The organism is Thalassospira lucentensis, from assembly GCF_011806425.1.
GTDB lineage: Bacteria > Pseudomonadota > Alphaproteobacteria > Rhodospirillales > Thalassospiraceae > Thalassospira > Thalassospira lucentensis_B.
Map to the genome: position 1 here is coordinate 830,339 of NZ_JAATOV010000002.1, position 14,125 is coordinate 844,463.

The following is a 14,125-nucleotide window of genomic DNA, read 5'->3' on the forward strand; positions in this document are numbered from 1 at the left end:
CACACCATGACACAAGCCCCTGCGAAAAAGGCACCAAGCAGTTCGCTGATTTCGGCATTTCTTGAAATGATGGCAGCGGAACGTGGGGCCAGCCCCCACACGCTTGATGCCTATCGCAGGGACCTTGAAGATTACGTTGCGTCATTAAAGGCCCGCAAATCCGATCCCCTCACTGCTGCCGATGGTGATATGCGCCGTTACATGGCCGAACTTGGGGCGGCGGGGCTTGCGCCACGCACACAGGCGCGGCGGCTTTCATCGGTGCGGCAGTTTCATAAGTTTCTCTATTCCGACGGATATCGTACCGAGGATCCATCGGCCAATATCGACAGTCCGCGGCAAGGCCAGACTTTGCCGAAATTCCTGACAATCGATGAAATTGATCGCCTGATTGTCGCCGCATCCAATCATCCGGGGATCAAAGGCAAACGTCTTTTGGCGATGGTCGAACTGATGTATGCGACGGGGATGCGTGTTTCGGAATTGGTTGAGCTGCCCTTTGCCGCCGCCGCCCGCGATCCGCAAATGTTGATCGTGAAAGGCAAGGGCAATAAGGAACGTTTGGTGCCCCTGTCCGATCCGGCGCGTGATGCGTTGCGTGATTACATTGATGTCCGCGATGCTTTTATTCCATCAGACAAATCCGAAGGACAGGCTGACCGGCCGGGTCAATCCTCATACCTTTTCCCATCACGGGGGAAAACCGGGCACTTGACCCGGCAAATGTTCCTTAAAATGATCAAAGACTTGGCGGTTGATGCGGGGGTCGCGCCATCACGCGTTTCGCCGCACGTTTTACGCCATTCCTTTGCCAGTCACCTTTTGGCCAATGGTGCAGATTTACGTAGTTTGCAAAAAATGCTGGGCCATTCAGATATTTCGACCACCCAGATTTATACCCACGTTCTCGAGTCACGGCTACGTGGACTGGTGCAGGAACATCACCCGTTGGCACACATCAACAAAGCCTAATACCCGATATAGGTCGGCGATATTTGTCTAGGCCACCCGTATAGGGTGGCCACGATCATTTCACAAAAAAATGCACGTTTTCTGCGGTTGTCATAAACCCGTAACCCGACTGTCATCAAGTTGTTGCCAAATATAAGCTAGAGCAAATCTAACAAAAACTGACTCTACCGCCGTGTTGGGAAAAGAAGAACATTTTGGCAAATCGGGGAACTGCATTGGCGTTTGATGCAGACAACGCAGTGACATTTAATACAGCCGCCGCCACACCGGTGATGCTTCGCAACTGGCAGCAGGTCGTCGACAAGGTCGACTTTGCCTTTCAACCCATCGTCAGTCCGCATACAGGCCACGTATTTGGCTATGAGGCCTTATTGCGTCGCTGGGAAAGTGCCGGATTTACATCCATTCAAGCCCTGTTTGATACCGCATGGGAAACAGGTAACCTGCACAGCGTTGATATGATGCTGCGCGAAAAAGCGATTAAGAAGTTTGCCCGCCTTCCGGGGGCCAAGCGCCTTAAACTGTTTTACAATTTCGATAATCGCGTCATCAAAACCGAGGACTACCAACCCGGCCAAACCGCCAAACTCCTGTCCGATGCCGGGCTTGAGCGCGATACGATCTTTCTGGAAATTTCCGAACGGCACGACATCAGCAACGCGCAGTATCTAAAAGATATTCTGGTTCGATATCGCAGTCAGGGATTTAAGATTGCCATTGATGATTACGGCAGCGGCTTTGCCCAGTTGCGCGCGATCTATGAATGCGAGCCCGATATCATCAAAATCGATCGGTTCTTTATTGATGGCATTGACCGCGACCGACGCAAGGAACTGTTTGTCACGCAAATCAACGCCTTCGCCCACATGATCGCCGCACAGGTCGTCGCCGAGGGGGTTGAAACACGCGAAGAATTCCTGTGTTGCCGACGGCTTGGCTGTGACCTTGTTCAGGGGTTCTTTCTGGCCCATCCGTCAACGGAACTGCCCGAACAAACCGATGCCATCCAAATTGCCGCTGACCTTGCCGCTGACAATCGCCGTCAAACCCAACGTGACGACGACGTTGTGCGATCTTACCTTCTTGATACACCGGCCCTGACCAGTGACATTAACCCGGTGGATATCTTGACCTATTTTCAGCACAACCCGGATATTTCGCTGGTGCCGGTGGTTAATCAGAATGGTGAACCGCTCGGCGTTGTGCGCGATTCTGAATTCAAATCGTTTATCTACACCCCGTTCGGGCGTGAATTGCTGCAAAACCCGGCCAACCGCACCAATATCAAACGCTTTTTACACCGATGCCCCATCGCCGATATCCGCACCAGCCTTTCTGAACTTCTCGAGACCTTCGTCAATACCAATGCCATTGATGGCGTTATCCTGACGGAAAATGGTCAGTATCTGGGGGTTTTGGATCAAAGTGCACTTTTGCATGCGGTGAATGAACGCAATACCTTGAACGCGCGCGATGAAAATCCGCTGACGCGCCTGCCGGGGAATAGTGCGATTTATCGATATGCGGCGAACGCCTTATCCAATACGCGAAAGCGTCGTTTTGCCGTCTATTTTGATTTCGATAACTTCAAACCGTTCAATGACCGCTATGGGTTTCGTCAGGGCGACCGGGCAATTTTGTTGTTCAAGGACATCCTTGGCAAGGTGCTGAGCCAAAATGACTGGTTCATCGGCCATATCGGCGGCGACGATTTCTTTGCCTATGTGCAGTCGATTGATTTCGAAGAGGCGGTTGCCGCGGTTAAACGTGTGCAGTCGATGTTTGATGAACAGATCAAAAGTTTCTATGACGCAGAAACACGCGAAGCTGGATACCTAACCGGTAAGGGCCGAGATGGCATCGAAGCCCGTTTTGATTTGATGAGTGTCAGTGCCGCCATCGTTCGCATTCCACCAGAACGCTGCGACATAACCCTTGATCATGTGTCGATTGCAGCAGCCAAACTAAAAACCACCGCCAAAAATAGCCCGACGCGTTTTGCCAGCGCATATTACGAAAGCCCGGATGTGCCCGATAATCCTTCCCAAGCATCAACCTAACGGTAGCGATTGGCGCAGTTACGGACAAAAACGCAACCGCTATAAGACACTGAAATCGGCAAAATAAAGCTTTTCTTTATCTACGCTGCGTTTAATATCCCGGCGAAATATCCGTTCCTTAAACGAGTATGTCCTGTCGATGGTAAGCGTTTCTTCTTCGTCCGATCTGCAGCAGATGATCCCGGTGCGGCCAGCACGGCCGATTGCACCGCGTCAGCAGCCGCAACAAGATCAGAACCAACAGCAAAACGACCAGATTGTTGATAAGAACAATCAAAAAGCTGTCACGTCTGATGAAGAAATCGCGCGCGCTGTCCGCGCCTATGAACAGGACCGCCAGCAGCAAAAACAGTTTTCCAGTGACCAGCTTAGCAACGCGGTTCTTGAAAACGGTTTTGAAGATGCCACCGCCAACGGTTATTCGCAGACGGGTTTTGCCAATGCCGGTGAAACGAATATCGCCAGTGCGCGCGGGCAATATATCGATATTTACGCCTAACTATTTTGTACAGTGCCTAGTGGCCGCAAGAATCAGTCAAACAGTCGATTAGTCGATCAAATCAACTGCGCGCTTCCAACCATCCCAATCCCAAATCAAATTCGCCAGCAAGTCATAGCCGACTTTATCGGGGTGATAACCATCCCCGCGGCGCAAAGCGCGTTGCCAAGTCTCATCGCGCAATGTCGTATCTAAAAGATCAAGATACGGCACATCAAAGCCACGTGCGGTTTCCAGATAAATCTGATTGAGCCCTTCAAGGCGTTCATTGATTTCTCGGCTGGATTTTCCGCCATCAATTACCGCCTGCGGCCCAATCCAAAGCGTGGTCGCCAGTTTGGATGCTTCTCCGATGATTTCGGCGGCATTGGCGGCCGATGATGCCGGGGAAACACGCATCGATGTTTCTTCGCCGCGTTCCTCGGCATGGTTGGCATCATGCACACCAAAACCAAACACCAACACAGACGGAAATTCCGGCACCATGCGAAGCCCGGCCTCAAACTTCCAACGGGCTTTGAGGCCTTCGGTCGTTTCAGCGCGGATACCGAGGTTATAGACGGTGACATCGCGCTTTGCCTCTGCCAACATCCGGCGTCCCAACCGCATCGGCCAGCCGCCTTTTTCCCCGTCCCGGACACCATTGACCAAACTGTCGCCAAAACAGCAAATACGATGTCCAATTTTAGCGTCGCTCATTGTGTCTCCCGTTCGCTGGCCACCAATGGATGGCTGGCAAGATAGTTCATCAATTCATCCCGATCCGGTTCACAGCCGCGATCCAGCCAATATTCTTCGGCCTGCTTTAGCAAGATGCCCATTTTCGGTCCCGCAGGTACAAGCTTTGCCGCCAGAATATCGCGCCCTTGGATTGGCAAAGATACCGGTTGCCAATTGGCCGCCATGGTCACAAGGTTTTGCCACGCCTTGTTTTCATCTTGCGAACAGCGCGGCGGGACAGCGGCGCGCATGCTCCATGCCAAAAGGGTCGCGTCGCGAAAACGGTCCGCCCCCATTCGGTACAAATCACGCCGGACGGTATCAGGGTTAAGATTGGCCTCAATCAAGGGGGCATGGGAAATCATCGCGCTAAAACGATCAACTTCGGCATTCGATAGCCGCAAAGACCGTGCGAATTCTTCGGCGATGTTAGCGCTAACATCGCTGTCATCAAGATCATCAGGCGATTTAAAAAGAGCGGCTAATCGGCGCAAAGGATCGGGACGAATGGCGGGATCGGCCAAGGCGGTACTATCAAGCCATTGCATGATTCGAAGATTTGCAACGTGGCTGAGTTGCGGCAAGATTGCGGGTAAAATTCCAAACCCGATCATATCGCCAACCGTGCCGGCCGGGCTTTTGGCGCGCAATAATTTCAGAACTTCATCGCGAATGCGTTCAGGCGAAATATCCAGCAGCCCCGAAACACCCTTGCGACAAGCTTCCGCGCCGACCGGATCAATTGGTGGGCGACCAAACCATGCCTGAAAACGGAAAAACCGCAAAATGCGCAAGTAATCTTCGGCCATGCGGTGTTCAGCAACACCAATAAACCGCACACGCCCATCGCCCAAATCCGTTTGGCCATCAAACGGGTCATACAGCGTCCCGTCCAGATCACAATAGATCGCGTTAAACGTAAAATCGCGACGCTTGGCATCTTCAAGCCAGTTGTCGGTAAAGGCGACTTCGGCATGGCGGCCATCGGTTAAAACATCCATCCGCAGGGTGGTAATTTCATATGCCCCCCCATCGGTAATTGCCGTGACAGTGCCATGCTTGATCCCGGTTGGCACCACGCGGATGCCGACCTTTTCAAGGGCGGCTGTGGTTTCTTCGGGGCTTAGGTCGCAGGCCATATCAACATCATGCAAATCACGACGCAGCAACGCATCGCGTACGACACCGCCGACAAAACGTGCCCGCCCGCCATGTTGTTCGATGGCATCAAATACGCGTGCCGTATCTGGCGCGACCATGACGCCATAGGGCCGTAATCTGCCGGTTGCTTCCAATACTGTCATCGCAAGGTCTTGATGCTTAATGTCCATGGGATGTGCGGGGCCTGCACGCATTTAAATGATGCATTTCAATACCGCGAAACGCAGCCTCCGACCAGAACATGATGGGTTTGCTTATTTCTTGGGTTCGAAATAGCCCGGTTCAACAACCCCGCCGTCACCCAATGAAGGCGCGTGATAAACCGAATCAGGTGACGCACCTGTACCGAGGGCAGTGTAAATCAGGATGGCCGCGGTTAACGCAACCCCTGCCCCAAACAGTAACAACCATGGGCCCTTGCTCCAGGGTGGGACGATGTCGTGACCTTCGCGGATGGCCTTGGCACGCGCGAATTTCAGCCAAATGCCATAGATGACAAACGGCAATATCAGGGGCAGGCCAATCTGGATGATTTGTCTTAGCATTACGCTTTATCCCTGAACGTCATTTATGTTTGCATCTCGGTTTTTGACGCGCGCAGAACTTCGCTGAAATTCACCAGCATTCCGGCTGTCGCCCCCCAGATGTAATATTCCCGGTACGGGATCGCAAAATAGCGCCGCCGTGCACCTTCAAAGGTCACGGTTTGCAGTTTCTGGTTACTCGGGTTGAGGATGAATTCCAACGGAACTTCAAACACTTCAGCCACTTCATGATCATCTGGTACCAGATCAAAAGGCGGTGTAACAAGCCCGATCACCGGCGTCACCTGATAGCCGGTGACGGTATAGTAGTCATCAATACGGCCAATCAGTTCAACGTGATGACGCGCAAGACCAATTTCTTCTTCAGTTTCGCGCAAGGCGGTTTCTTCGATGGTGGCATCAAACTGTTCTTGTCGCCCACCCGGAAAGCTGATTTGCCCCGCATGATCACTTAGATGATCTGTGCGACGGGTTAAAATCACATGCAGTCCATCATCGCGTTTCACAAGCGGCACTAAAACCGCTGCTGGTCGCGCGATCAATTCGCCCTCGGCAAAGGCGCGCGCACGTGATTTTGATCCGGGATAATCAACGGCATGGTCCCCAATGCGCTGAACGATGTCGTGGCGTGGAGCCCGGAGTGCCGCGATGATTTCGTCTGGCGTCATTAAACCGCCTCCATGCGGCCAATTTCAAAAAACTGTCCGTGACTATACACACCGACCGTCATCATACCGGTGTCAGGTTCAACGATTTCTTCGGCCAATTCAACAAGCTGATAAAATACTGCCCGGTTCAGGCGTGCTTCAAGTCCCCGTTCCAGCATGACATATGGCGACGGTTCGTCTGTTTCTGGATCATGTTCCACCCGAAGCGGGTGGTCCGCATCCAATTCGACCCACTGATCGATATTGGTACGGAATCGGATCACCTGATCGCGGCCAGTGCCGGAATTTTGCATTTCAACGGCAATAAAGGCGACGTCTTCGACTTCAATCCGGGCCATTTCGGCTGGCGTAACCAGCCAATGTCCGCCTTCTTCATCGCGTTGTAATACAGAAGAAAAAAGTTTCACTAGCTCTATCCGGCCAATCGGGCCACCTTGATAGAACCAAGTGCCGTCCCGACCTATAGACATAGGAATATCGCCGCAAATCTGCGGGTGGCGCCCAGTGCCGGTTTTCTGACCGCGTAGGCGTGTCCAAAGCTTTTCGGCGAGATCTGTGGTTTTTTCGTTATTGCTCATGCTGTACAGTTGAATCCGGAACCGGATGTTTCCCATCGTCGTTATGTGAATTCATTTGCGTTCCTTGATCTGGTCAGCGATTGCACTGCAACAGAGGAAGCAAGGTTTTCCCGTCATGACAAACGCGCCACGTTTCCCCGAAGAAGTCGGGTTATCCCAAGATAGCAGCCTTGCACGCGACGCCGCGCGTCTGGATGAATGTGTCGCACGACTGGCCGAAGCCCGCAAAATGGTCTCATCCATTATATTTGGGCAGAATGACGCCGTAGAGCAAACACTTATCGGAATTTTATCTGGCGGCCATGTTTTGATGGTCGGCGCACCCGGTCTTGGTAAATCATTACTGGCCCATACCTTGGGCAAGGTTCTTGGCCTTTTGGACAAGCGCATTCAGTTCACCCCAGACCTGATGCCCGCCGATATCCTGGGCTCCGAAGTTCTTGAAGAAGGGACCGACGGCAAGCGCGCCTTTCGCTTTATCAAGGGGCCGGTGTTTTGCCAGCTTCTTTTGGCCGATGAAATCAACCGTGCCAGCCCCCGCACCCAATCTGCACTTTTGCAGGCAATGCAAGAACACGAAGTATCGGTTGCCGGATACAGCCACAAACTTCCCGAACCGTTCCATGTTTTGGCAACCCAAAACCCGCTAGAGCAGGAAGGGACCTATCCCCTTCCCGAAGCACAGCTTGACCGGTTCTTGCTTGAAGTGCGGCTGGCCTATCCCAGTGCGGACGAAGAACGCAAAATTGTGACCGAAACCACCGGGCGATATCCCGCCCGGCCACGACAAGTTCTTCAGGCCGATGATCTGGCCGAGGCCCAGGATTTCGTGCGCCGCCTGCCAATGCCGGACCGGGTCCTTGATGTCATCATTTCGCTGTGCCGGGAATGCCGCCCGGAAAGCACATCAATGGCCGATATTCGCGATAATGTTGCATGGGGGCCGGGCACACGTGCGGCACAGGCGCTGTCGCTGGCCTGTCGGGCTCGTGCGATGCTGCATGGTCGGTTTGCACCGTCAATCGAAGACGTCGCCGAGTTGGCCGTGCCCATCTTACGCCACCGTTTTGGCCTGACATATGGCGCACGTGCAGAAGGATATACCGCAAGAAGCCTGATCACCAACGCGCTTGCCCACCTTCAGGAGGGCTAAGAAGTGGCGCTTGATGCTGTGCAGGATCATGTTGCGGCGGCCCGAGCATTGGCGGCACGACTGCCGCAATTGATTGATGAATCTCGCCGGACCGCGATTAGTCTGCGCGGGGGATTGCATGGCAACCGCAAGGTCGGCCCCGGCAGTGATTTTTGGCAGTTTCGCCCCTATATCCCCGGCGATCCAACCAATCAGATTGATTGGCGACGTTCCGCACGCGGCGATCATACATTCATCCGCCAAACCGAATGGCAGGCCAGCCATAATTACTGGATATGGCCGGTTTTATCGCCGTCGATGTATTGGTCATCAAGCCGGTCTATTCCCAGCAAAGCCGAACGCACCCTAATCCTATCCATTGCGCTGGCCGACCTTTTGATTCGCAATGGCGAAACCGTTGGTACATTTGACGGGGAACGCACCCGGATTACATCGGTCGAGCATTTGGAAAAGCTGGCACATGCCATGTTAGCCACCCCGCACAGCATTGCCACGTCGGGGATGAACATGCATCCCGGGCGCAAACATTCTGTTTTGGTGTTGGGTGACTTTTTGGAATTTGCCGATCACGGCGATCAAACCCGACATGCGCTTCGCAGTTTGGGGCAATCGCAAAATGACGGGGCGTTGGTCCATATTCTTGATCCGGCAGAAATTTCGCCACCGTTTCAGGGGCGCGTGAATTTCATCGATTCACAAGACAACCTGATTTTTAAAAGCGAGAAGTTCGAAGACCTTGCTGACGGCTTTAAGCAACGTGCCCAAAAATGGCGCGCGGATGTACGCGATGCTGCACGCCAAAACGATTGGCTATGTGATCAGCATGTTACGTCCCAAAGTGCGAGCCCGACGCTTCTGGCCCTTTATCAACATCTTAGCGAACGCCAGAACCAAGGCGGATCAAACGGACGCGGTCGTCCAAGCCTGACCCAAGCACGGACAGGCAGCCACGATATGCAGGAGACGTCATGAGCCTGTCGGCCATTACATTTCTGTATCCGGCGATGTTGGCGGGGTTGATGGTCCTGCCGATTGTTTGGCTGTTGATCCGGTCCGCCCCGCGTGCGCCCAAACAAATTCGGTTTCCAGCGGCCCGGTTGCTGCGCGGATTGAAAAGTGCGCGACGCGACGTTCAACGTGCGCCGATCTGGCAGACAATTTTGCGCTGTCTCATTCTGACCTTGTTGATCATAGCCGCCGCGCGCCCGGTAATGAACAGGAATGAATTTGCGCAAAATGATGGCGCGATCTTGATCGTCCTCGACAATGGCTGGTCGAGTGCCAGTGATTGGTCCCAATATCGTTCGGCCCTTGATCAGATCATCAATAAGGCGCGATTTGATCTGCAATCGATTTACATCGCCCAGGCAGCACCCGAGGCCGCCGGGGCCAGCACATGGAACTTGCCCGATATCGTCGGGCCGTTGTCACCGCCCGCAGCCGAAAATATCGTCAGCCGCCTGCAACCGCGTCCATGGCCGTCGGATTATTTGGCGCTGTCGGATTTGATTTCCGAACAACAGGAAATGAACAATACGATTGGCAGTGTGCTGTGGCTGAGCGATCAAATGGCGTTGCCAGGCAAATCAAAACTTGCCGACGAGCTTCTTGAAATCGCGCCGATCACCGTAATTGCGCCAGCCACGAATGACCGGATCGCGTTGCGTTCACTGATGCGAACACGCACAGGACTGGTCACAACACTTGCGCACAACAAAAGCGATACGGCGCGGTCGGTTACGCTTTTGGCGCGCGGGGAACGCGGATCGGTTTTGTTGCGCCATACAGCGGAAATTGCCCCCGACAGTACAGAAACCGAAATATCGGTTCTGTTGCCAAGCGACATTGCCAACGCCATTCAAACCGTTGGCATCGAGGGACGCGAAAGTGCCGCCACTGTGTTTCAAACCGGTGCGCGCTGGCAACAAAGACGGGTTGGTGTGATTGTCAGTTCGGGCGACAGCCCGGCGGTTTTATCGGATCGTTATTTCTTTTTGGATCGCGCATTATCCCCTTATGCCGATGTGACCTATCAGCCGCTTGGCAAGTTGCTTGCGGGCAAGGTTGATGTGTTGGTCGCGACCGGTCCGATTTCGGGACTGGGCAGCCAATATAAAAACCTTGAAAAATGGATCAGCAATGGCGGGATGCTGGTGCGATTTGCTGGCGACAGTTCGACAGATATCGGCACCGACTTTTTGCCGGTCGCCTTGCGTCTGGGCAACCGGGACTTTGGCGGATCGATGTCGTGGGAAAAGCCCAAAAAGATGGTCGATTTCCCGGAAAACAGTCCGTTTTTTGGCATCCCCATTCCGTCTGAAATCACCATTAATCGCCAATTGCTGGCCGAACCCGACCCCGATATCTTGGGGAACACATGGGCGCGTCTGACAGATGGCACACCGCTGATCACAAGCACCCAATATAATGCCGGGCGGCTTGTCCTGTTTCATGTAACGCCATGGGCGGATTGGTCGAACCTGCCGATGTCGGGGCTGTTTGTCGAACTCTGGCAACGGATTTTGCCACTTGCCAGCCCCAGCAGCGGTAACCGCAGCGAATTGCAAACCAGCTTGCCGCCGCAATCAATTCTTGATGGATTTGGTCGGGCGCATCAGCCCGATGACATGATCTTGCCGCTTCGCGCGCCCTTAACCACCCCAACACCGCGCCATCCGCCCGGTATTTACGGCGAAAATGGACAGGCCGTTGCCCTTAACCTTGGGCCCTTTGTCGGACCATTGGCAGACGATGTGATGTGGCCGTCAAGGGTTGACCAACGCAAGATTACGGATCAGGACCAAATTGATCTCGCGGCATTGTGTCTTTTGGCGGCGTTGGTTTTGCTGCTGATTGACGCGTTGATTTTACTCGCATTGCATCACCTCAGCTTACGGCGCAATCGGCGCAGCAATGCGGTGACATCCACCCTGATGGCACTGGTCATAGTTGGCGCATCTGGCGGTGCCGCGTTGCTAGCATTTCCGGCCAATGGCATAGCCGCCGAGATAGAGGAAGCCGCCCTATCGCCCAGATTGGCCTATTTTGAAACCGGCGTTGCCCCGGTTGATCGGCTTAGTCAAGCGGGGATGGCGGGCTTAACCGAAATCCTGCGTCGACGGAGTGCCGCCGATCTTAGCCGGGCTGACGGGATCAATCCGGAAACAGACGAGCTTAGTTTTTATCCGCTGATCTATTGGCCGTTGGTCGATGGGCAGAAACCGTTTTCGGAACTGGCCCGTGCGCGGCTGAACAAATACCTTGAAAATGGTGGCATGATCCTGATCGACAGTCGCGACCGCGAAGTTGAGCCCGCCCGATTGCGCCGCCTTTTGGCCGGGCTTGAAATCCCGATCCTTGATCGCGCGCCGAGTGACCATATCGTTTTTCGCAGTTTCTATTTGCTTGATCAGGCCTATGGCCGGTTTGCAGAACCGATTTGGCTTGATGCCAGACCCGATCGGCGTTTGGACGGTGTCGCATCCGTACTTTTCGGGGGCAATGACTGGGCATCGGCCTGGATGCTGCCCGAAGGACGCGAAGACATGCGCGCCGAGGATATTTCCCCCCGGCAACGCGAAATGGCGTTTCGGTTTGGGGTTAATCTTGTGATGTATGCCCTAACGGGCAGTTACAAAGGCGATCAGGTGCATTTGCCGGCCATTCTTGAAAGGCTGGGCCGATGACAAAGGGATGGCAAAGCCTGCAACTCTCGCCATTGATCGATATCGGCATTTTGCAAATCCTCGCCGTTGTTTGCGTCGTTGCAATTGGGGTATTTACCGTTTTCCGCCTGCGCGGGATTATCTGGCGTGGCGCTGTGATGGTTCTGGTCCTGCTGACCCTTTTGGCGCCGCAATTTGCCGATCAGGACCGTGAAAAATTAAGTGACATTGTCCTCGTGCTTGTTGATCGCACCGCCAGTCAGCAGATCGGCGATCGACCCGCACAAACCGATGAAACGATCAAGAATCTGCGGGACCGTTTTGCCGATAACGAAGACATTGAACTACGGTTTGAGGACGTTACCGGTGACACAGATACCCGCATGTTTGCCGCCATTGACCGATTGTTAGGCGGCATCCCGCGCGAACGACTTGGCGGTGTTATGATGATCACCGATGGGCAGGTGCATGATGTGCCGGCAAGTCTTGATCTGGGCGCGCCACTGCATGTGTTGATCACCGGTCACGAGGATGAACACGACAGACGTTTGCAAATTCGCCATAGTGCGGATTACGGCATTGTCGGCAAAAATGCGGAATTCATGGTTGAGGCAATTGACCATGACCTTGCCAAAGGCACCCCGATTGCCGTGCGCATGTTGCTTGAAGACGGCAGCGAAGAAGAAATTGCCCTTCCCGCCAATGAACAATACCGCGTCAGCATCCCGGTACCCCATGCCGGACCGGTTTTGGCCGAACTGCGCATGGACGAAATTGAAGGTGAAACCGATCAAACCAACAACCGGCTGATCCTTGAAACGACCGGGGTGCGCGACCGATTGCGGGTCCTATTGCTATCGGGGGAGCCCCATCCGGGGGAACGGGCGTGGCGCAATCTTTTGCGGGCGGACCCCGGTGTTGATTTGGTGCATTTCACAATCTTGCGCCCGCCAGAAAAAGGCGACGATACGCCGATCAACGAACTGGCCCTTATTCCATTTCCGATCCGCGATTTGTTTGAAGTCCGCCTGCGCCAGTTCGATTTGATCATTTTTGACCGCTATCAAATGCGTGGGGTTTTGCCTGGCTATTACCTTGAAAAGGTGGCCGACTATGTACGTTGGGGCGGGGCTGCACTTGTTGTGGCCGGCCCGGAATATTTGGGGCCTGACGGGCTTTCAAGCACGGTTTTAAATGATTTGATGCCCGCTGTTGCGACGGGGCGGATCATCGAACAACCGTTCGTGCCGCGCGTAAATGATGCCGGGCGATTACATCCCGTCACCGCCGCCATTGCCGGTTCCCCCAACACACCGCCCAAATGGGGGCGTTGGTACCGACAACTTGAAACCACAATATCCGACCCAGATGCCATGACGCTAATGACCGGGGCGGATAATGCGCCAATTTTAACCCTGCAACGGGTCGAAGAAGGCCGGGTTGCGATGTTAAGTTCCGATCAAATGTGGCTTTGGCAGCGCGGCCATGATGGTGGCGGACCGGTGGCGGAACTGCTGCGCCGATTGTCGCATTGGCTGATGAAAGAACCGGCACTGGATGAAAACACCATTACGACTGTCCGCAGTGCCGATGGCGACAGCCTGATCCTGACATGGCGGAAAATCGGCGCTAATCCGGATATGGCAAGCGTGTTGAACCCCGAAACCGGCGCGCAGGTGAATGCACCGTTTGAACGGCAAGCCGACCAAACGTGGCAAGCGGTTGTTCCCATGGCGGAACGCGGCCTGATCCGGGTTAGTGCACGCGATCAAAATGACCGCACCCAAAGTGCCCTGCATGTTGACCGGGATATTTTAACCGCAGAAACCCGCAACACCAATTCGACGCCAGATATCCTTAGCAGTTTGGTGGCGCAAAACGATGGATATATCGGACGCATCGAAGATGGCCTGCCCGATTTCCGCCAAATCCCCAAAGACCGAATACGCCATGGCTTAAACTGGGCGGGACTTATTGAAACCGAAAGTTACCGCACCATTGTTGGTGGCATCACAAATCTGCTGCCGATCCCTTTGATCGCGCTTTTGGTCGGCGCAATCTGTTTGGTTGGCTGGCGGGTCGAAAGCAAATAGGAAAAGATGCC

Annotated in this window: 12 protein-coding genes; 7 read left to right on the top strand and 5 right to left on the bottom strand. The window is 54.0% G+C overall.

The window, feature by feature from the left end; genetic code table 11:
• Positions 1–6: 6 nt before the first annotated feature.
• The 3 genes from xerD (at position 7) to HCZ99_RS09340 (ending at position 3,531) form a co-directional block, all read left to right on the top strand.
• The gene (gene xerD / locus HCZ99_RS09330) at positions 7–972 is read left to right on the top strand and encodes a site-specific tyrosine recombinase XerD (RefSeq protein ID WP_167446648.1); all 966 of its coding nucleotides are present in this window, start codon (positions 7–9) and stop codon (positions 970–972) included.
• Positions 973–1,211: 239 nt separating this feature from the next.
• Positions 1,212–3,032 (top strand): GGDEF domain-containing protein, encoded by a 1,821-nt coding sequence (locus HCZ99_RS09335; protein WP_368484244.1) that lies wholly within the window; start codon positions 1,212–1,214, stop codon positions 3,030–3,032.
• A gap of 139 nt (positions 3,033–3,171) precedes the next feature.
• Positions 3,172–3,531 carry a hypothetical protein gene (locus HCZ99_RS09340; protein ID WP_167446649.1) on the top strand — a complete coding sequence of 120 codons (360 nt, stop codon included), beginning with the start codon at positions 3,172–3,174 and terminating at the stop codon, positions 3,529–3,531.
• 48 nt (positions 3,532–3,579) lie between these two features.
• Here HCZ99_RS09340 and HCZ99_RS09345 read toward each other — a convergent pair whose 3' ends face one another.
• The 5 genes from HCZ99_RS09345 to HCZ99_RS09365 form a co-directional block, all read right to left on the bottom strand.
• Entirely contained in the window at positions 3,580–4,230 is a 651-nt protein-coding gene (locus tag HCZ99_RS09345; protein ID WP_167446650.1) for a GDSL-type esterase/lipase family protein, read from the bottom strand.
• A complete protein-coding gene (locus HCZ99_RS09350; protein ID WP_167446651.1) occupies positions 4,227–5,555 on the bottom strand; it encodes a CCA tRNA nucleotidyltransferase in 1,329 nt (442 codons plus the stop codon). The genes HCZ99_RS09345 and HCZ99_RS09350 overlap by 4 nt, the downstream gene beginning before the upstream one ends.
• A 111-nt stretch (positions 5,556–5,666) precedes the next feature.
• Complete coding sequence (locus HCZ99_RS09355) at positions 5,667–5,957, bottom strand: hypothetical protein (RefSeq protein ID WP_167446652.1); 291 nt, start codon at positions 5,955–5,957, stop codon at positions 5,667–5,669.
• A gap of 23 nt (positions 5,958–5,980) precedes the next feature.
• Positions 5,981–6,625, bottom strand: coding sequence for a CoA pyrophosphatase (locus HCZ99_RS09360; RefSeq protein ID WP_167446653.1), 645 nt, complete (start codon positions 6,623–6,625; stop codon positions 5,981–5,983).
• Entirely contained in the window at positions 6,625–7,239 is a 615-nt protein-coding gene (locus HCZ99_RS09365; protein ID WP_368484245.1) for a DUF1285 domain-containing protein, read from the bottom strand. Before HCZ99_RS09365 ends, HCZ99_RS09360 begins: the two co-directional genes overlap by 1 nt.
• A 79-nt stretch (positions 7,240–7,318) precedes the next feature.
• Between HCZ99_RS09365 and HCZ99_RS09370 the strand changes: the two genes are divergently transcribed.
• From HCZ99_RS09370 to HCZ99_RS09385, 4 genes are read left to right on the top strand one after another with little or no spacing between them, the layout of a single operon-like run.
• Entirely contained in the window at positions 7,319–8,356 is a 1,038-nt protein-coding gene (locus HCZ99_RS09370; protein ID WP_167446655.1) for an AAA family ATPase, read from the top strand.
• Between the two features lie 3 nt (positions 8,357–8,359).
• Positions 8,360–9,328 carry a DUF58 domain-containing protein gene (locus tag HCZ99_RS09375; protein ID WP_167446656.1) on the top strand — a complete coding sequence of 323 codons (969 nt, stop codon included), beginning with the start codon at positions 8,360–8,362 and terminating at the stop codon, positions 9,326–9,328.
• On the top strand, positions 9,325–12,042 hold the full coding sequence (locus HCZ99_RS09380; RefSeq protein ID WP_167446657.1) for a DUF4159 domain-containing protein: 2,718 nt from the start codon (positions 9,325–9,327) through the stop codon (positions 12,040–12,042). The genes HCZ99_RS09375 and HCZ99_RS09380 overlap by 4 nt, the downstream gene beginning before the upstream one ends.
• Positions 12,039–14,114 carry a hypothetical protein gene (locus HCZ99_RS09385; RefSeq protein ID WP_167446658.1) on the top strand — a complete coding sequence of 692 codons (2,076 nt, stop codon included), beginning with the start codon at positions 12,039–12,041 and terminating at the stop codon, positions 14,112–14,114. Before HCZ99_RS09380 ends, HCZ99_RS09385 begins: the two co-directional genes overlap by 4 nt.
• The last annotated feature ends 11 nt before the right edge of the window (positions 14,115–14,125 follow it).

Bases quoted from the DNA above. Each gene is read 5' to 3' on its own strand.
- HCZ99_RS09355 (WP_167446652.1), bottom strand. From the start codon at position 5,957: ATGCTAAGACAAATCATCCAGATTGGCCTGCCCCTGATATTGCCGTTT.
- HCZ99_RS09350 (WP_167446651.1), bottom strand. From the start codon at position 5,555: ATGACAGTATTGGAAGCAACCGGCAGATTACGGCCCTATGGCGTCATG.
- HCZ99_RS09365 (WP_368484245.1), bottom strand. From the start codon at position 7,239: ATGGGAAACATCCGGTTCCGGATTCAACTGTACAGCATGAGCAATAAC.
- HCZ99_RS09380 (WP_167446657.1), top strand. From the start codon at position 9,325: ATGAGCCTGTCGGCCATTACATTTCTGTATCCGGCGATGTTGGCGGGG.
- HCZ99_RS09340 (WP_167446649.1), top strand. From the start codon at position 3,172: ATGGTAAGCGTTTCTTCTTCGTCCGATCTGCAGCAGATGATCCCGGTG.
- HCZ99_RS09385 (WP_167446658.1), top strand. From the start codon at position 12,039: ATGACAAAGGGATGGCAAAGCCTGCAACTCTCGCCATTGATCGATATC.
- HCZ99_RS09345 (WP_167446650.1), bottom strand. From the start codon at position 4,230: ATGAGCGACGCTAAAATTGGACATCGTATTTGCTGTTTTGGCGACAGT.
- HCZ99_RS09360 (WP_167446653.1), bottom strand. From the start codon at position 6,625: ATGACGCCAGACGAAATCATCGCGGCACTCCGGGCTCCACGCCACGAC.
- xerD (WP_167446648.1), top strand. From the start codon at position 7: ATGACACAAGCCCCTGCGAAAAAGGCACCAAGCAGTTCGCTGATTTCG.
- HCZ99_RS09370 (WP_167446655.1), top strand. From the start codon at position 7,319: ATGACAAACGCGCCACGTTTCCCCGAAGAAGTCGGGTTATCCCAAGAT.